Annotated in this window: 17 protein-coding genes and 1 riboswitch; of the genes, 9 read left to right on the forward strand and 8 right to left on the reverse strand. The window is 73.0% G+C overall.

Features of this window, described 5'->3' with window-relative positions; genetic code table 11:
- Positions 1-302 precede the first annotated feature (302 nt).
- From AB0424_RS06160 to AB0424_RS06170, 3 genes are all read left to right on the forward strand, one after another.
- On the forward strand, positions 303-1,202 hold the full coding sequence (locus AB0424_RS06160; RefSeq protein WP_366302569.1) for an N-acetylmuramoyl-L-alanine amidase: 900 nt from the start codon (positions 303-305) through the stop codon (positions 1,200-1,202).
- Between the two features lie 108 nt (positions 1,203-1,310).
- A complete protein-coding gene (locus AB0424_RS06165) occupies positions 1,311-2,153 on the forward strand; it encodes a DUF5336 domain-containing protein (RefSeq protein ID WP_366302570.1) in 843 nt (280 codons plus the stop codon).
- Positions 2,154-2,264: 111 nt separating this feature from the next.
- The gene (locus tag AB0424_RS06170) at positions 2,265-3,275 is read left to right on the forward strand and encodes an LLM class F420-dependent oxidoreductase (RefSeq protein WP_366302571.1); all 1,011 of its coding nucleotides are present in this window, start codon (positions 2,265-2,267) and stop codon (positions 3,273-3,275) included.
- 2 nt (positions 3,276-3,277) lie between these two features.
- Here the strand turns inward: AB0424_RS06170 and AB0424_RS06175 are convergent, their stop codons facing one another.
- From AB0424_RS06175 to AB0424_RS06190, 4 genes are all read right to left on the reverse strand, one after another.
- Positions 3,278-3,826: a hypothetical protein gene (locus AB0424_RS06175; RefSeq protein ID WP_366302572.1), complete on the reverse strand. Its 549-nt coding sequence runs from the start codon at positions 3,824-3,826 to the stop codon at positions 3,278-3,280.
- Between the two features lie 146 nt (positions 3,827-3,972).
- Positions 3,973-5,064 (reverse strand): prenyltransferase, encoded by a 1,092-nt coding sequence (locus AB0424_RS06180; RefSeq protein WP_366302573.1) that lies wholly within the window; start codon positions 5,062-5,064, stop codon positions 3,973-3,975.
- Complete coding sequence (locus tag AB0424_RS06185; protein WP_366302574.1) at positions 5,061-5,807, reverse strand: class I SAM-dependent methyltransferase; 747 nt, start codon at positions 5,805-5,807, stop codon at positions 5,061-5,063. Before AB0424_RS06185 ends, AB0424_RS06180 begins: the two co-directional genes overlap by 4 nt.
- A 148-nt stretch (positions 5,808-5,955) precedes the next feature.
- Entirely contained in the window at positions 5,956-7,275 is a 1,320-nt protein-coding gene (locus AB0424_RS06190) for a glycosyltransferase family 4 protein (protein ID WP_366302575.1), read from the reverse strand.
- 227 nt (positions 7,276-7,502) lie between these two features.
- Between AB0424_RS06190 and AB0424_RS06195 the strand changes: the two genes are divergently transcribed.
- Positions 7,503-8,138, forward strand: a complete 636-nt coding sequence (locus AB0424_RS06195; protein ID WP_366302576.1) for a TetR family transcriptional regulator — start codon at positions 7,503-7,505, stop codon at positions 8,136-8,138.
- 152 nt (positions 8,139-8,290) lie between these two features.
- Here the strand turns inward: AB0424_RS06195 and AB0424_RS06200 are convergent, their stop codons facing one another.
- The 4 genes from AB0424_RS06200 to AB0424_RS06215 form a co-directional block, all read right to left on the reverse strand.
- Entirely contained in the window at positions 8,291-8,836 is a 546-nt protein-coding gene (locus AB0424_RS06200; protein WP_366302577.1) for a hypothetical protein, read from the reverse strand.
- Positions 8,837-8,935: 99 nt separating this feature from the next.
- Positions 8,936-9,502, reverse strand: a complete 567-nt coding sequence (locus AB0424_RS06205; protein ID WP_366302578.1) for a hypothetical protein — start codon at positions 9,500-9,502, stop codon at positions 8,936-8,938.
- A gap of 69 nt (positions 9,503-9,571) precedes the next feature.
- Positions 9,572-9,805 (reverse strand): ferredoxin, encoded by a 234-nt coding sequence (locus AB0424_RS06210; protein WP_366302579.1) that lies wholly within the window; start codon positions 9,803-9,805, stop codon positions 9,572-9,574.
- A complete protein-coding gene (locus AB0424_RS06215; RefSeq protein ID WP_366302580.1) occupies positions 9,805-11,265 on the reverse strand; it encodes an aldehyde dehydrogenase in 1,461 nt (486 codons plus the stop codon). Before AB0424_RS06215 ends, AB0424_RS06210 begins: the two co-directional genes overlap by 1 nt.
- A 438-nt stretch (positions 11,266-11,703) precedes the next feature.
- Between AB0424_RS06215 and AB0424_RS06220 the strand changes: the two genes are divergently transcribed.
- From AB0424_RS06220 to AB0424_RS06240, 5 genes are all read left to right on the forward strand, one after another.
- Complete coding sequence (locus AB0424_RS06220) at positions 11,704-12,141, forward strand: hypothetical protein (protein WP_366302581.1); 438 nt, start codon at positions 11,704-11,706, stop codon at positions 12,139-12,141.
- A gap of 29 nt (positions 12,142-12,170) precedes the next feature.
- Positions 12,171-14,321 (forward strand): tetratricopeptide repeat protein, encoded by a 2,151-nt coding sequence (locus AB0424_RS06225; protein WP_366302582.1) that lies wholly within the window; start codon positions 12,171-12,173, stop codon positions 14,319-14,321.
- 272 nt (positions 14,322-14,593) lie between these two features.
- The gene (locus tag AB0424_RS06230) at positions 14,594-15,631 is read left to right on the forward strand and encodes an MBL fold metallo-hydrolase (protein ID WP_366302583.1); all 1,038 of its coding nucleotides are present in this window, start codon (positions 14,594-14,596) and stop codon (positions 15,629-15,631) included.
- Between the two features lie 139 nt (positions 15,632-15,770).
- Positions 15,771-15,844, forward strand: a riboswitch (cobalamin riboswitch).
- Between the two features lie 93 nt (positions 15,845-15,937).
- A complete protein-coding gene (locus AB0424_RS06235; RefSeq protein ID WP_366302584.1) occupies positions 15,938-17,185 on the forward strand; it encodes a prenyltransferase/squalene oxidase repeat-containing protein in 1,248 nt (415 codons plus the stop codon).
- Positions 17,182-17,871: an SCO2322 family protein gene (locus AB0424_RS06240; RefSeq protein WP_366302585.1), complete on the forward strand. Its 690-nt coding sequence runs from the start codon at positions 17,182-17,184 to the stop codon at positions 17,869-17,871. Before AB0424_RS06235 ends, AB0424_RS06240 begins: the two co-directional genes overlap by 4 nt.
- Positions 17,872-18,051: the final 180 nt, after the last annotated feature.

The following is an 18,051-nucleotide window of genomic DNA, read 5'->3' on the forward strand; positions in this document are numbered from 1 at the left end:
CACGGCGGCTCGGCGCCTCCGGGGCCCGTCGGCTGCTGCGGCACCCCGGGGGCCGCCTGGACGCGCGGGTCTGACGGTCTGTCGCCCGGAATCCGGTCGGACGGCTCGGGACGTGCGTCGTTCGGTTCTTCCCCCACCACGGTTCCCCCTCGTGGGCCATTGCGCGGTGACACCCCACCGTCGCCTCTTGTCACCTACCCTTCACGGTCCGCGCACACGCGTCCACCGTTCGGCGAAGCGGTGACGAAGCTGCGACGTACGGGCTGCGGGCATTCGCCGCGCGCAGGCCCTAGAGTCGCGGGGTGCCGTACGACCACCGGAACACCGCCCGCCGTACTCTCGCCCTCGCCCTCGCCGCCGCGGGCTGCTGCGCCGCACTCGCCGGATGCGGGGCCTCCCAGGCATCTCCGTCCGCCGGAAAGGCGCAGGACGTCCCGGACGCCCAGGAGGCCCTGCGGACGTCCCAGTCCCGGCCGCCGCTCCCCGTCCCGACGCGGAGCCGCTCCCCGCTCCCGATCTCCCAGAGCCGGTCGCTCGCCGGCCGTACCGTCGTGATCGACCCGGGGCACAACTCGGGCAATTTCCGCCACACCACGGAAATCAACAAGAAGGTGAACATCGGGACGACTCGCAAGGAGTGCGACACCACGGGGACCTCCACCGACGGCGGGTACACCGAGGCGTCGTTCACACTCGACGTCTCCCACCGGCTGCGGGACCTGCTGACCGCGCGCGGCGCCAAGGTGGTGCTGACCCATGACGGCGACCGCCCCTGGGGTCCGTGCATCGACGAGCGGGCCCGCATCGGCAACGCCGCCCGTGCCGACGCCGTCGTCTCCGTCCACGCGGACGGCTCCGCCGTCGGCAACCGCGGCTTCCATGTGATCCTGCCCGCCCGGGTGAGCGCCGGAGCGGCCGACACCGCCGCGATCGTCGGGCCCTCCCGGCGGCTGGGCGAGCGCATCGCCGACACGTTCGCCCGCGCGACCGGTACCTCCCCCGCCAACTACCTCGGCGGAGGTACCGGGTTGGACGTCCGCTCCGACCTCGGCGGCCTCAATCTCTCAACCGTGCCCAAGGTCTTCGTCGAATGCGGCAATATGCGTGATCCCAAGGACGCACGACTGCTCACGTCGTCGACGTGGCGACAGAAGGCGGCACAGGGGATGGCCGACGGCATCGCGACCTACCTCAAGGGGTAGAACCGGCGGGCGATAGATTCGCTCCGTACGATGGGGCCGCCCCCGTGCCGTGAAGCCCCGAGTGCCACCCCCCGACGCGACGAACGACGACCGACGAAGGACTCTTACGTGAATATCCGCTCCCTCACCCGAGGCGATGGCGTGCTGATCGGCGCAGCGGTGGTGCTGTTCATCGCCTCGTTCCTGGACTACATCTCCTACAAGGGCCTCACGATCGACGCGCCGAACGCCTGGGACTCCCTGGGTAACGCCATCGGGGTGTACTTGGTGGGCGTGATCGGTGCCGCCCTGGTCGTGCTCAACCGTGCGCTGCCCCAGCCGCGGAAGGTCGTCGGCCTCGACCTCGGCCAATTCGGTGCCGCTGCAACGATCATCACCGCATGGTCACTCTTCTGGACGGTCATCGACCTCGGCGAGGTCGACGCGGGCGCCGGTCTCATCCTCGGCCTCATCGCCGCGCTGGTCGCGGCCGGCGCCGCGGTGGCCGGTCCGCTGGTGCCCGCCCTGAAGGCGCCGCTGATGGGCGCGCCGCGTCCGCAGGCCCCGCAGCCGTACGGCATGCAGCCGGGCCAGCCGGGCCAGCAGGGCGTTCCCGGCGGCTACGGCTACCCGGGCGCGCAGCACCCGCAGTACGGCGGACCTCAGGACCCGTCGCACGGCGCCGGCGCCCCGTTCGGCGCGCAGGCCGCCGCCCCGCAGCCGCACGCCCCGCAGCAGCCGGAGCCGCAGGCCCAGGCCCCGCAGCCGGCCGCGGACTTCGCCCCGTTCTGGTTCGCGGTCCCGGTCGCCCGTCCGCTGTACGCGGAGGACGGCTCGCAGGCGCCGATCGCCGAGCTGGCGCCCGGCACCTGGTACCTGGCGGTCGAGCAGCGCGGCGCGGCCCTGGTGGCCCAGACGCAGGACGGCCGCCGCGGCGTGCTGCAGGACACCACCGGCATCCAGCGCGGCTAGCGGCGCTCACGCCCGCACCTACGGCCCCCCGCCCGGAATCCCTTCCGGGCGGGGGGCCGTTGCCGTACAGTGCCCGCACTACCTGACGGATCGTCAGAAAGGTTGCGGGGCATGCGACTCGGACTCACCCTGGGCTACTGGGGCCGCGGCCCCTCCCCCACCCACCTCGAACTCGCCCGCGAGGCCGAGCGGCTCGGCTACGCCTCCGTGTGGACGGCGGAGGCATGGGGCTCGGACGCCTTCACCGCGCTGACCTGGATCGCCGCGCACACCAGCCGGATCAGGCTGGGCACGGCCGTCGCGCAGATGGCCGCACGCGCCCCGACGACGACGGCCATGCACGCGCTCACCCTGGACCACCTCTCCGGCGGCCGGATGCTCCTGGGGCTCGGGCTGTCCGGACCGCAGGTCGTCGAGGGCTGGTACGGCCGGCCGTTCCCCCGCTCGCCGCTGACCGCGACCCGGGAGTACGTGGACGTGGTCCGGCAGGTCCTGCGCCGCGAGGGCCCGGTGCGACTCGACGGACGGCACCACTCCCACCCGTACTCCGGCGAGGACGGCACCGGGCTCGGCAAGCCCCTCAAGCCGATCACCCATCCGCTGCGCGCGGACCTCCCCGTCCTGCTCGGCGCCGAGGGGCCCCGGAACATCGCGCAGACCCTGACGATCGCCGACGGCTGGCTGCCGCTCTACTGGACGCCGGACCGCTGGGCGGAGGTGTACGCGCTCCCCGAGCACCTCCCGGACGGCTTCCTCGTCGCCCCGATGGTCCGTGCGCAGCTGTGCGAGGACGTCGCGGCCGGACTGCTGCCGGTCAAGGCGATGCTCGGCTTCTACATCGGGGGCATGGGGCACTCGGCGCGCAACTTCCACGCCGACCTGATGGGGCGGATGGGGTACGAGAAGCAGGCCCGGCGCATCCAGGAGCTGTTCTCGGCCGGCCGGCGCGAGGAGGCCGTGCTCGCCGTGCCGGACGCCTTCGCCGACGAGATCTCGCTCGTCGGCCCGCGCCGCAGGATCGCCGAGCGGCTCGACGCATGGCGGCGGGGGCCGGTGACGGACCTGCTCGTCACCTCACCGGACCCCGCCACCCTCCGGGTGCTCGCGGAACTCGCCGACTGACGTCAGCCGCCCAGCTGCGAGGCGCTGGGCACCTTGTCGACGACCTCGGCGCCGGCGCTCTTGCCGGCGTCCTTGACGCTGTTGATGACGCTCTCGAAGGCGCCGACGTCCGCGTCGCCCGCCTCGCCCTTGCGGAGCTTGGTCCCGAGGTCCTTCAGCGAGTCGATCCCGGCCGTCAGCGGCACGACGGCCTTCGAAAGCAGCGGGTCGCCCTTGGCGTTGTTCACGGCCGCCTTCAGCCGGTTGTACGTGAACGCGCCCGCCAGGCCCGCCTTCACCAGGGCGAGGGTCCGGCCGTCGGCCCCCTTCGTGAACTTCCCCGCGCGGTAGGGCTTCACGATCCACTGGTACGCGGCCCCGGCCGCCAGGCCCGCGTTGGCCACGAACCGGGTCTTGGCGAGCTTCTGCTGCTCGACGGTGCTCGTGCTCGACGGGGTCGCCGCGGCGTTCGTGCTCTGCGCGTCCCCGTCACCGCCGCAGGCGGCGGTGGTCAGCAGCAGGGTGCAGGACAACAGCAGCGCCACGACGCCACGCGAAACGGTTCTGGGCACGGCACGACCTCCCTGGGGACTGTGGCGCCAGCCTTTCCCGGCCCCCTCCGACCCGCCACCGGGGTGGCTCCGAACGGGTTCCACGACCCCGCGCCGTGTGCGTGCCCATGCCACACATGGACACGCACCTCCTCAGGCGCCGGAGATCAGGAGCGGCAGCAGTCCGGTTCGAGGCCCTGCGGGAGGCGTTCGCCGCCGAAGACCGCGACCGTGGCCTCCTCGCCGCCGAGGGCCGCCACCGCGAGCAGCAGGGAGCCGGCGGTCCAACTGGTCCGCTCCTCGGGCCAGAACGCCTTGTCGGACTCCTGCTCGCCCTCGAAGACGTACCCCGTCCAGTACATGCCGTCGGCGGCGCGCAGGTGCGCGATGTCCTGGAGGATCGCCAGCGCCCGGTCCGACTCGCCCATCGCCCACAGGGTCAGGGCCAGTTCGCAGGACTCGCCGCCGGTGACCCACGGGTTCGGGACGACGCAGCGCACGCCGAGGCCGGGCACGACGAACGTGTCCCAGTCGGCGTCGATGCGGGCCTGCGCCTCGGGTCCGGTCACCGCGCCGCCGAGGACGGGGTAGTACCAGTCCATCGAGTAGCGGGACTTGTCGAGGAAGCGCTCGGGGTGGCTGCGGATCGCGTGGCCGAGGGAGCCGGCCGCCAGCTCCCAGTCCGGCTGCGGCTCCTCGCGCGCCTCGGCGATGGCGAGGGCGCAGCGCAGGGCCTGGTGGATCGACGAACTGCCGGTCAGCAGGGCGTCGCCCACCGCCGTGCCGTCGTCCTCCCGCTTCCAGCCGATCTGGCCGCCTGGCTGCTGGAGACCGAGGACGAACTCCACGGCCGCGTAGACGACCGGCCACATGCGGTCGAGGAAGGCGTCGTCGCCGGTGCACAGGTGGTGGTGCCAGACGCCGACGGCGATGTACGCGACGAAGTTGGACTCGCGGTTCCGGTCGGTGACCCGGTCCGCCTCGCCGTCGTGGTACGCCGCGTACCAGGAGCCGTCGCCGTTCTGGTGGCGGGCCAGCCACTCGTAGGCGCGGGCCGCGGCGGCGTGCTCGCCGGCCGCGTCCAGGGCCATGGCGGCCTCGGTGTGGTCCCACGGGTCGAGGTGGTGGCCCCGGAACCACGGGATGGCGCCGTCCTCGCGCTGCACGGCCAGGATCCCGGCGACGGTCTCGGCGGCCTGTTCGGCGGTGAGCACCCCGGGCAGGACGAGGTGCTCGGCGATCCGCTCGGGAGACGTCACTTGGCCGCGTCCGCGGTGTCGGCCTGGGGCAGGTGGGGCTTGGTCGCGTACGCCACGAAGCTCTTGCCGACGACCGGGTTGAGCAGCTGCTCGGCGACCCGGGTCAGGGCGGGCTTCTTCATGATGTCCCAGACCAGCAGCTTGTGGTACGCGCGGACCGGCAGCGCCTTGTCGTTGTCCACGCCGAAGGCGCACTTCAGCCACCAGTACGGCGAGTGGAGCGCGTGGGCGTGGTGGGTGCCGTACGGCCTGAGGCCGGCCTGCCGGATCTTGGCGAGGAGCTCGTCGGCCTTGTAGATGCGGATGTGGCCGCCCTCGACCTCGTGGTACGCGTCGGAGAGCGCCCAGCAGACCTTCTCGGGGCCGTAGCGGGGCACCGTGATCGCGATCCGCCCGCCCGGCTTGAGCACGCGGACCATCTCGGCGAGCACGCCCTTGTCGTCCGGGATGTGCTCCATGACCTCGGAGATGATGACGATGTCGAAGGACTCGTCGGGGAAGGGCAGGTTGAGGGCGTCGCCCTCCATCGCGGTCGCGGTCGCCCCGGCGGGGGCCTCCCCGGCCTCCTTCATCGCCGCGAACCACTTGGCGACCTCGCGGATCTCCTCGGCGTTCTGGTCGAGGGCCACCACCTGCGCGCCGCGCCGGTAGCACTCGAACGCGTGCCGACCCGCACCGCAGCCCAGGTCGAGCACGCGGTCGCCGGGGGCGAGCGGGAAGCGGGTGAAGTCGACGGTCAGCACGAGGTCCTGCTTTCGGGGTGGGAAGGTGGGGGTGGGCAGGCGTTCCGCGGGGCGAGGGGGGTCCTTCCCGCTCCGGCGGCGCCGAGGGCCCGGGAGAGGGCGGGCACGGCCCCGCCGCCGGTCCGCGCCGGGCGGCGACGGCCGGAGGTCACCGGCGGACTCCGGTCCCCTGAAGGGCGACCGCCTCGCGGTACAGCTCGGCGGTGCCCTGCGCGGCGCGCGCCCAGGTGAAGCGGGACAGCACCCGCTCGCGGCCGGCGGCGCCGAGCCGCGCCCGGAGCTCCGCGTCCCCCAGCACCCGGCCCAGGGCGGCGGCCAGCGCACCGGAGTCCCCCGGCGGGACCGCGAGACACGTCTCGCCGTCCGCACCCGCGACCTCGGGGATCGCGCCGCCGGTGGTGGCGACCAGCGCGGTGCCGGTGGCCATGGCCTCGGCGGCGGGCAGCGAGAACCCCTCGTACAGGGAGGGCACGCAGGACACCTGGGCGGAGCGCACCAGGTCCACGAGCTCGGCGTCGCTGATGCCCTTGACGAACTCGACGGCGCCTTCCAGGCCGTACCGCTCGATGGCCCGGGCGACCGGGCCGGCCTCGGCGCGCTTGCCGACGACGACGAGGTGGGCCTCGGGGTTCTCGGTGCGGAGCTTGGCCAGCGCCTCGATCAGGTGGATCAGGCCCTTGAGGGGGACGTCCGCGCTGGAGGTGGTCACGATCCGGCCGGGGACCTCGGCCACGGCCGGGTCCGGGGACCAGAGGTCGGTGTCGGCGCCGATGTGGACGACCCGGATGCGGTCCTCGCGGACGCCGAGGTGCTCGACGATCTCCTGGCGCGAGGTGCCGGAGACGGTCAGGACCGACTCGGTCCGGCGGGCGACCCGCTTCTGCATGCGGGTGAAGGCGTACCAGCGGCGGACGGAGGCCCGGCGCTTCCAGTCGGCGGCGGCGTCGAGCTCCAGCTGCCGGTCGACGGTGATGGGGTGGTGGATCGTGGTGACGAGCGGCGCGCCGAGGGCACGGGGGCCGCCGAGGAGTCCGTACCCCAGGGTCTGGTTGTCGTGGACGACGTCGAAGTCGCCGCGGCGGGCGGCGAGCATGCGCCGGGCCCGCAGCGAGAAGGTCAGCGGCTCGGGGAAGCCCCCGGTCCACATGGTGGCGACCTCCAGCGCGTCGATCCAGTCCCGGTACTCCTCGCGCTTCGGCGTGCGGAACGGGTCCGGCGAGCGGTAGAGGTCGAGGCTGGCGATCTCGGTGAGCGGCACCCCCTCGTCGAGGGTGGGGTACGGCTGGGAGCCGATGACCTCGACCTGGTGGCCGAGGCGGGCGAGCTCACGGGAGAGGTGGCGGACGTAGACGCCCTGACCACCGCAGAAGGGGTTCCCCTTGTACGTGAGGAGAGCGATCCGCAACGGTCCGTCACCGGCCGCGGTGACGCCCTGCCGGGGGCTTGCCTCTATGGCCTCAGCGGTCATGCGCGACCCCCTTCGAGCGTGCGTTTCGCCGGAGCGTAACCGCTCGCGCTAATCTAGAACAAGTTACAGACTTGATCGTTCTGGATCTTCTTGGCTGTCTTCTTGATCCTTCAAGGAGGACAGAATCTACCGGCAGGTAGCTCCGCCGTGAGAGCCGGAACAGGTGATTCGCGCCACGGCGGCCACGCCGCCATACTGTCGCTCCCCACCGCACGGAACGGGACCTCATGACCGCAGAGAACAGAGCGGACCACAGACCCGCGTCGCCGCCCCTCACGGAGCGCCAGGAGGCGCGGCGCCGCCGCATCCTGAATGCCAGCGCCCAGCTCGCCGCGCGGGGCGGCTTCGACGCCGTGCAGATGCGGGAGGTGGCCGAGGCGGCCGGCGTGGCCCTGGGCACGCTCTACCGCTACTTCCCGTCCAAGATCCATCTGCTCGTCGCGACGATGCAGGACCAGCTCCAGCACATGCACACCACGCTGCGGAAGCGGCCGCCCGCCGGCGCCGACCCGGCCGAGCGGGTCGCGGAGACCCTGATGCGGGCCTTCCGCGCGCTCCAGCGCGAACCGCAGCTGGCCGACGCCATGGTGCGGGCCCTGACCTTCGCCGACCGCAGCGTGAGCCCCGAGGTCGACACGGTCTCCCGGCTGACGACGGCGATCATCCTGGACGCCATGGGCACCGAGCACCCGACGCCGAGCCAGCTCTCGGCGGTCCGCGTGATCGAGCACACCTGGCACTCGGCGCTGATCACCTGGCTCTCGGGGCGTGCCTCGATCGCACAGGTGAAGATCGACATCGAGACGGTCTGCCGACTGATCGACCTGACGGCCCCGGCGCCCGCGGGGGCCGCGGGGGCCTGACGCCCCGCGACGGACCGGCGCCCCGCAGGTGGCTGCGGACCCGCGGCAGACCGACGACCCGCGACGCGCGGCCGCGTGGGCCGCGGTCCTCAGGCCGGGCCCGCGTCCGCGCCCCCGACGGACAGGCCGCCGGGAGCACGGACGGGACGGGGTCAGGAGCCCTGGGCCTTGGCGTTGTTCTCCGCGATGACCGCGGCGCACTCCGGGCCGCCGTCGACGGCCACGAACATGACCAGCTTCAGCGGACCCGCCGAGTGGTTGCTGGCCTGGAGCTGCCAACTGCTCTTCTTCAGCGACTTGATGACCGAGCCGCCCGCGCCGGAGCTGCGCGTCTCGGTCCAGCCGCCCTTGGTCAGCGTCGCGACCGTGTCCGCGTAGGACTTCGCCGGGTCGGCGGCCTTCTCGGCGTCGGCCGTCCAGCTGACCATGCAGTCCTTGGCCTCGGCGGGCACCTGCTCGCCCGAGGCGTCCTGCGTGAAGCCGGCCCCCGTGGCCGCGTCCGTCAACTCCTTGGTGACGGCGGCACCGTCCAGCCGCTCGCCACCCGAACCGCCCGAGCCGCCCGTCGAGGACGAACCGGCCGAGGACGAACCGCCGGACGCCGAACCGCCCTTGTCCGCCCCGCCCTCGCTCCCGCAGCCCGCGACCAGCAGAACCGCACAGGCGGCCGCGGCGGCCGCTCCCATCGCCTTGCGCACAGCACTCCCGAAAACGCACGCACGAAGGCCCGTTGCCCCCGCAATCAGGGGCACAGTTTTGCACGTGGGAACGACAGCGTGGCGCACCGGCGACCCGGGTCAGTCCCCCGAGTCCCCGTCCTCCCCGAACAGGACGTCCCACTCCCGCTCGCTGAACCCGTTCATGCACGCGTCCTCCGTAGCCTGGAAGGAGATGACGTCCATCTCCATCGCCTTCGGGGCATGGTGACGGGCGTACAGCGTCCAGCCGTTCTTCTTGAGCGTGACGCCGACCGAGGTCCCGCCGCTGTCGTCGATCTTCTCCTCGAACCGCTTCCCGGACTCCGCCCAGCCCTTCTCCGCGAGCGCGGCGACCGTCCGGTCGAACTTCCCCCGCGCCCCGTCCACCACGCGCCCGAAGTACCCCCAGCCCGCCGTGCAGGCGGCGGCGCGTGCGGCGAGCCGGTCCCGCTCGGTGCCGGCCGACGGCGAGGCGGCCTCCTCGCGCTTCAGGGACTCGCTCTCCGACAGCCCCGCCGCGGCCGCGGCCGTACGGATCTCGGACTGCGCGGCCTCCCGGCCGAACGCCCCGGGGCCCGCGCCCGTCCCTCCCCCGGCGCTCGCGCCCCCGACCCCGAGCAGCATCACCGCCACCGCGGCCCCCACGGCCCACTTCTTCCCGTTCACGATCGTCCCCTCCCAGGTCACGGGGGTGACGCCCCGTGATCGAGGGAGCAGTGTGCCATGGACGGAGGGCTACTCCTCCGGCGGATAGACCGGCTCGCCCCCGTCCGCGAGGGTGATCAGGATGGCCTCCACCGGACACCCCTCGGCGGCCGCGAGGAGCCGTTCACCGGCGTCCGCCTCGGTCTCCACCGGGTGCGACTGGCGGGCCGTGTCGAGCCGGAACCCGGCCGGCGCGTGGTTGACGCACATGCCCGAGCCGATGCAGACGCCGCGGTCGACCTCGACGTGCCAGCGGTCCCCCATCACGCGTCCCCGTAGCCGGCCGGCAGGTGGATCATCTTGTGCTCCAGGTACTCGGAGAAGCCCTCGGGGCCGAACTCGCGCCCCAGACCGGAGTTCTTGTAGCCGCCGAACGGGCCGAGCATGTCGAGGCTGAAGGTGTTGACGTTGAAGGTGCCGGTGCGCACGCCCCGCGCGAAGTCGATGCCGTGCTCCACGTCGCCGGTCCAGACACTGCCGCTGAGCCCGAAGTCCGAGTCGTCGGCGATCCGCAGCGCCTCGGCCTCGTCCCCGTACGGCAGCAGGCAGATGACCGGTCCGAAGATCTCCTCGCGGGCGATCCGCATGGAGTTGTCGACGCCGCCGAAGAGCGTCGGCTCGACGTACCAGCCGCGGTCGAGACCGGCCGGGCGGCCGCCGCCCGCCAGGACCTTGGCCCCCTCCTGCTGACCGATCCCGATGTAGTCGAGGGAGCGCTGCTGCTGACGGCGCGCGACCAGGGGACCGACCTGGGTGGCCGGGTCCAGCGGATCGCCGACGACGAGCGCGCCGGCCGCCGCCGCGAGGGCCTCGGCGACCTCCTCGTACCGCGAGCGGGGGGCGAGGATGCGCGTCTGGGCCACGCACGCCTGGCCGTTGTTCATCCACGCGGCCGGGACGATCCCCGCGACGGCCGCCTCCAGGTCGGCGTCCGGCAGGATCACGGCGGCCGACTTCCCGCCGAGTTCCAGGGTGACCCGGGTGAGGTTGCGGGAGGCGACCTCCATGACCCGGCGCCCGGCGGCGACCGATCCGGTGAACGACACCTTGTCGACGCCCGGGTGCCCGACGAGGTACTCGCTGACCTCGCGGTCGGCGGGCAGGATGCTCAGGACACCCTCGGGCAGCCCCGCCTCGGTGGCGATCTCCGCGAGGATGTACGAGTCGAGCGGCGACTCCGGCGAGGGCTTCAGGACCACCGTGCACCCGGCGAGCAGCGCGGGCCCCAGCTTCGCCGCGGCCGTGAACTGCGGCACGTTCCACGGGATGACCGCCGCGACCACCCCGACCGGCTCGCGCCGCACCAGCAGCGGACCGAGCACACCGCCGCGCCGCTCCTCGTACGCGAAGTCCCGCGCCACGGTGATCGCCGCGTCCCACACCATCATCGCGCCGAGCGCCTGCGCCAGCACCGACCACGAGTACGGCGAACCGTTCTGCGCGCTGATGGACCGCCCGATCTCCTCGTACCGCACCGCGATCGCGTCCTTGATCCGGCTCACGACGGCGATCCGCTCCTCGACCGTCATCCGCGGCCACGGCCCCTCGTCGAACGCCCGCCGCGCCACCGCCACCGCCCGGTCCACATCCGCCTCGGACGCGTGCGGCACCCGCCCGATGACCTCCTCCGTGTGCGGCGAGATCACCTCGATCACCCCGGACCCGAGCGGATCGGTCAACTCCCCGCCGATGAACAGCTTTCCGTGCTCCACAAGCTCGGTCATGACCGCCGCCTCCCGAGGAGATGGTTTCCCTGGACTTCCTGACGATGCCTCAGAACTGATACCAGTTCTACTTATAGGGATCAATGGCCCGGACGGAATGGGCCCCACCAGCCGATTCGCGAGCGGCAAGGATCCACTCACGCCGGTCGGGGCACGTGGGACGCCCCCGTTCCCGCGGCATGCCGACAGGCATCGGTCGACCGCCTTGGGTGCGAGTCCCGCGTCGGGCAGTGGAGCCGCGGAGGGCGAAGGCGGGAGGGGCGGCGGCCGGATGCGTGAAGTCGGTGGCCGCAAGAGGGGTCGGGGCCTGAAGCGGATGGCGTAGGCGATCTGGTGCGGCGGGCAGGAACCGCGACGGACGACTCAACCGTTCCGCACACGGAGAGTGTTGCGACACCCTGCGTTCAGTCACTTCCCGACGAGCACCCCGGAGGGGCCGTGAGTGCGGAGATCGTTCAGCTGATGGAGCAGGCCGGGCCGTTCCTGTCGGCGGCAGTGGCCGCGTACGGCGCGGGCATCCTGAGTCGAGCCGGGGAGGCGACACTGGACGCGGCGGTCGAGGACACGGCGGGGCTGGGGCGGCGGATCGTGCGACTGGTCTGGCGTCGGCGGGACGGTGACGGCCGGGCGGCACTCGCGCGGGCGGCGAGCGAGGCGGCGGACGAGTCGGGCGGTGGGGACGCGGCGGACGGACTGCGTCGCGAGATCGAACGGGCACTGCGTGAGGATCCGCTGCTGGCCCGAGAGGTCGCGGCACTGCTGCCGACACAGCGCGGGGCGACGGTGAGCATCTCGGGAGCCCGTCCGATCGGTGCGCAGCACATCGGCATCGCGCTTTCCGGCGACAACGCCACGATCCACCCGCCGAAGCCGTGAACGCACCGACCCCGGGGAAGCCGGCCGGAGTGAACGTGAACGGCGAGCGGCCCATCGGGGCCGAGTCCATCGAGGTCGCGATCAGCGGCGACAACGCGCGGTTCGTGGTGCTGCCGCCCGAGGCGGCGAACTGGGCCATGACCGTCGAGGCACCTCAGGGCGCCGGCTTTCTGCCGGAGTCCACATCGGGGGTCTTCATCGGCCGCAGGCGGGAACTGTCCGAACTGCGGAGCCTGCTGACGGGCGAGGGCTCGGCCGCGGTGGTCCCGTCACGGGTGCAGGCCGTCCACGGGCTCGGCGGGGTAGGAAAGAGCAGGCTGGCCCTGCACTACGCCGACCACTACCGCAGTGCGTACTCGTCGGTGTGGTGGATCACCGCCGAGTCTCCAGAATCGATCGTGACCGGCCTGGCGAGGCTGTGCCACCGACTGTGTCCGCAGTGGGCCGGGACGGCGAGTTCGGACGAGCAGGCGGCCTGGGCGATCACCTGGCTGCAGGCACACCCGGGCTGGCTGATGATCTTCGACAACGTCGAGGACCCCTCACATCTGCATCCCTACGTGGGCACCCTGGCCGGCGGCCATCATCTCGCCACTAGCCGCAGGGCCACCGACTGGCACGACATCAGCCCCACCATGCTCCTGGGCCTGCTCCCCCTGGACGAGGCCACCGACCTGCTGTGCACCATCGCCTTTCCCGACCGCACGCCGATGCACGAGGAGCAGCAGCAGGCTCGACGGCTGGCCGAGGTTCTGGGTTGCCTGCCGCTGGCCCTGGAGCAGGCCGGGGCCTACGTGCACAGGACCGGTATCGACCTGGAGAGTTACCGCCGGTTCCTGGGGCGCGTCCTGGACAAGGGCAGGGGCGCCAAGGACCCCGAGCGGACGATCGCCCGAATCTGGGATCGGACACTGACCGCCATCAGCCGCCGGGACCCGCTGGCCGTCACGCTCCTGCACACCATGGCCTGGCTGGCTCCCGACGACATCCCCCGCGCTCTCCTGGGCTCCCGCGCTCCCGATCCGATCGCGTTGGGCGATTCCCTCGGAGAGCTGCGCGCGTACAACATGATCGCCTTCACCGACTCCGGCCAGAGCATCAACGTCCACCGCCTGGTCCAGACCGTTCTGCGCACGCGAACCGCCGACCCGTCCGGTACCCACCGCCCCGGTCGGCAGGAAGCGGAGGAAGCGGTGAGGCACGCTCTGCCCGACGGAGACGGTCCGACAACAGACCACCCCCTTTCATGGGAGCGCCTGCTCCCCCACATCACCGCCCTGGCCGAGTCGACACCACCAAGCAGCCCCGCCTCAACGGCCACCGCCGACATCTACTACGAAGCCGCGCAGTACCTGATGGGGCTGGGACGCGACGCCCACACCATCCAGCTGCGCGCCGCCGCCCTCGCGCAGCGTGAAAAGGCTCAAGGTGAAACCCACCATGAAACGCTGGCAAGCCGCAACAACCTCGCCGGCGCCTACGCGTCCGCGGGGAAGGCGGACGAGGCCGTTTCCCTGTACGAGACCACTCTCGTCCAGTGCGAGCAGACCCTGGGCGAAACCCACCCTGACACCCTGGCCAGCCGTCACAATCTCGCCTACGCCTATCACGAGGCGGGGAGGATGGACGAAGCCATTCCCCTGTACGAAACCGCTCTCGCCCAGTGCGAGCAGACCCTGGGCGAAACCCACCCGGACACCCTTCAGAGCCTCGACAGCCTGGCCGCCGCCCACCGGGCAGCAGGGCATCCGGAGCGGGCCATCCCCCTCCACAGGGCCGCTCTCGCGCAATACGAACAGACCCTCGGCGACACACATGTCGAGACGATGAAGAGCCGGGAGAACCTCGCCTGCGCGTACCAGTCCGCGGGGAATCTGGACCTGGCGATTCCCCTGCACGAGACCACGCGCGACCAGCGGCTGGAAATCCTGGGCGAAACCCACACCGACACCCTGACCAGCTGCAACAACCTCGCGAGCGCATACCGGTCCAAGGGGCGCCTGGAGGACGCCATCGAACTGCACGAGGCCACTCTCGCCCGGTGCGAGCAGGTCCTGGGTGAATCCCACCCCCTCACGCTGGCGAGCGGGAGGAATCTCGCGAAAGCACGCCGGCAGGCCGAATCGGCGTTGCACGGAGCTTCGGCGACCCCGACGACCGGGAAGACGTCCGAGCCATGACCGTGCCCGGACACCGGCCCCAGCGGCGGCTCCGCCTGCGGCACCGAGCCGCGTACTGATCACGGACAAGGAGGGCGATCGCGCCGGCCACGACTGCGCTGATCGCCGGGAGCGCCGGTGCCGACATCAGCACCGGCACCGGCACCGGCGTGCTGATCACAGGCCACCCCACGGAAGGGAAAGCGCCGCACACGACTCTGACGGTTCGTCAGTTCTCGTTATAGTGGGCGGAGGTCGAGCAGGCTTCGTAGCTCCGCGAGAGACGAGGATCCATGACGCAGGTGACCGAGCACGGCGGAGGGGTCTGGTCGCTGCGGGTGCCGATCCCGGACAATCCGCTGGGGCACACGCTGGTGCACGTGTTGGACACGGACCGGGGGCCGGTGCTCGTGGACACGGGGTGGGACGATCCGGAGAGCTGGGCCGAACTGACTGCGGGCCTGGAGGCGTTGGGGAACGCGGCGCGGGACGTGCACGGGGTCGTCATCACGCACCACCACCCGGACCACCACGGGCTCTCCGGGCGGGTCCGCGAGGAGTCGGGGGCGTGGATCGCCATGCACGCGGCGGACACCGCGGTGGTGCGCCGGACGAGGGAGGCGGAGCCGGGGACCTGGCTCGACTACCTCGCCCGCAAGCTCGCGGCCGTGGGGGCGCCCGAGGATCACCTCGCGCCGCTGAGGGCGGCCCGGGCGTCGGGGCGGACGCGGACGCTGCCGGGGCTGCGGTCGGCGCTGCCCGACCGCGAGATCGTCCCCGGCGAGCTGCTGGACCTGGCGGGCCGGCGGCTGCGGGCGGTCTGGACGCCCGGACACACCCCCGGCCACGTCTGCCTCCACCTGGAGGAGGAGCACCCGGCGCGGCTGCCGGGCCACGGCCGGCTGTTCTCGGGGGACCACCTGCTGCCGGGGATCTCCCCGCACATCGGGCTGTACGAGGACCCGGACGACGCGACCGGGGCCGATCCGCTCGGCGACTACCTCGACTCCCTCGAACGCATCGGCCGCCTCGGCGTCGCCGAGGTCCTCCCCGCCCACCAGTACGCCTTCGCCGACGCCGCCGGCCGGGTGCGGGAACTCCTCGACCACCACGAGGAGCGCCTGACCGGCCTCCTCGCCCTCCTCTCCACCCCCCTCACGCCCTGGCAGCTGGCCGAGCGGATGGAGTGGAACCGGCCCTGGGACCGGATCCCGCACGGCTCCCGCAACATCGCCGTCAGCGAGGCCGAGGCCCACCTGCGCCGCCTGGTGAAGCTGGGCCGCGCGGAAGCCGTGGCCGGCACGGACCCGGTCACCTACATCGCGGTGTAGCCGGGCTCGTATCCCACGGACGGTCGGGCCGGCCCCCGTCGCGCACCCCGTGCCGCGGGCGGTGTGAGGCGTCTCGCACCGCCGGGGAGGAGGGCGTACGGGCCGGTAGAGTGAGCGGGTCGTCATCATGCCCGTTCGGGGGGAAGCCGGTGCGAATCCGGCGCTGACCCGCAACCGTGTGCCGCCCCGAGGGGGCGGTGAGTCGGAATGCCCCGCCCGGGACGTGACCGCCGGCACCGTCGAGGAATACGGAGCCGAGCCTGGTGCCCTGAGGCGTGCCGGTGCCCGGCCGCAGGAGAGGGCCCCATGAACACCGTCCGCCGCGGCGCCGCCGCGCTCGCAGCCGCCGCCGTCGTACTCGGCGCCGCAGCCGCCGTCCCGGCCGCCGCCGCGCCCTCTCCGACCCCCTCGACGGGTGCCCTCCCGGCCGGTCTGTACGGCACGAAGGACCCGACGTACGACGGTGTCTGGCGCCAGTCGCTGGCCTTCATCGCGCAGCGGAGCACCGGCTACCAGCCCGCCGACCAGGCCGTGGACTGGCTCCTCGGCCAGCAGTGCGCCGACGGCTCGTTCGCCTCGTACCGCGCGGACGCGACGACGCCCTGCGACGCCAAGACGATGCGGGACACCAACGCCACGGCCGCCGCCGTCCAGGCGCTCGGCTCCGTCCGCCGCCAGGCCGCCGCGCCGGAGAAGGTCGACCAGGCCGTCAAGGCCGCCACCGCCTGGCTGCGGACCGTGCAGAACAAGGACGGCGGCTGGGGCTACGGCGTCGGCGGTCCCAGCGACGCAAACTCCACCTCGATCGTCGTCGGCGCGCTCGCCGCGAACGGTCTGAAGCCCGGCTCGTACACCTCCGCCGACGGCCGCACGCCGTACGACGCGCTGCTCGCCCTCGCGCTCCCCTGCTCGGACAAGGACGGCGCGGGAGCCTTCGCGTACCAGCCGGACAAGGACGGCAAGCTGCTCGCGAACGCCGACGCGACCGCCGCGGCCACCCTCGCCGGGCTCGGCAAGAGCATCGCCGCCACGAAGGCGTCCCCCGAGCAGCCGCCGGCCTGCACCGACCTGACGAAGCCGACCGCCGAGCGGGCCGCCCTCAACGGCGCCTCCTACCTGGCGAAGGCCCTCGCGAAGACCGGCCACCTCACCACCCCGCCGATGCCCGGCTCCACCGACACCGCCGAGAAGCCGGACTACGGCAACACCGCGGACGCCGTCGTGGCCCTCGCCGCGGCCGGCGCGTCCAAGGAGGCGGAGCCGGCCCTCGCGTGGCTGGAGAAGAACTCCGCCGCCTGGGCGAAGGAGAGCGGCCCGGCCGCGTACGCGCAGCTGATCCTGGCCGCCCGCGCCACGGAGACCGACCCGCGCGAGTTCGGCACGGCGGACCTGGTCGAGCAGCTCAACGCCGCCGGTCCCGCGCCCAAGACCCCCGACACCTCGGAGTCGTCCACCAGCGACGACGAGTCCGGCTTCGACGTGTGGTGGATCATCGGCATCGGCATGGTCGTCGGCGTCGGCATCGGCTTCCTCGTCAGCGGCCGCAAGAAGTGAGAGCCACCCGCAGGACCGGCGCCCGGGCCGCGGGCGCCGCGGCCGGGGCGCTGCTGACCCTCACCGCCGTCGCGGCGGCCCCGGCGCAGGCCGCCGGCTACCGCTACTGGTCGTTCTGGGAGAGCGACGGCGGCGCGTCCTGGACGTACGCGACCCAGGGCCCGGCGACCGCCCGGCCCGCCGACGGCGACGCCATCGGCTTCCGTTTCGCGGTCAGCCAGGGCACCAGCGACACCTCCCGGCCGTCCGTGGCCCCCGATTTCGCCGGGATCTGCGGCGGGGTGGAGAAGAAGGACGGCGGCAAGCGGATCGCGGTCGTCGTCGACTTCGGCGGCCCGGCGGACGCCCCGCCCGGCGAGCACCCGCCCCGGAAGACGGTCAAGGTCGGCTGCGCGGAGGTGCGCGAGGACGCGACGGGCGCCGAGGCGCTGGCCGCGGTGGCGAAGCCGCTGCGGTACGACAGCGCGGCGATGCTGTGCGGGATCGCCGGGTATCCGGCGCGGGGCTGTGGCGAGCAGGTGGCGGAGAACGCCCCGGCGTCCGCCGCCCCCACCGGTGCCGCGACCACCGCCCCCGGCGACGGGGACGGCGACGGCGGTGGTCCCTCCTTCGGCGTGCTCGTCGGCGGCGCCGCGGTCCTGGCCCTCGGCGGCGCCGCGATCTGGAAGGCCCGCCGTCGCGGATGAGCCCCGCCCGTAGCCGTCGCACGCCCACGGACCCGCACACGGCCCGGCCCGCTGCCGACGACCGGCCGACGCCGGAAGAGCACCGGACGTCCGACCACCGGCGGCCCCCCGGCGGCCGGGCGACGTCGGCGGGCCGCCCCGCGCAGGAGTCGCGCCCCTCCCTGCTCTCCCGGCTCGCGG

Source organism: Streptomyces sp. NPDC051180, from assembly GCF_040689545.1.
In the GTDB taxonomy this organism is placed as follows: domain Bacteria; phylum Actinomycetota; class Actinomycetes; order Streptomycetales; family Streptomycetaceae; genus Streptomyces.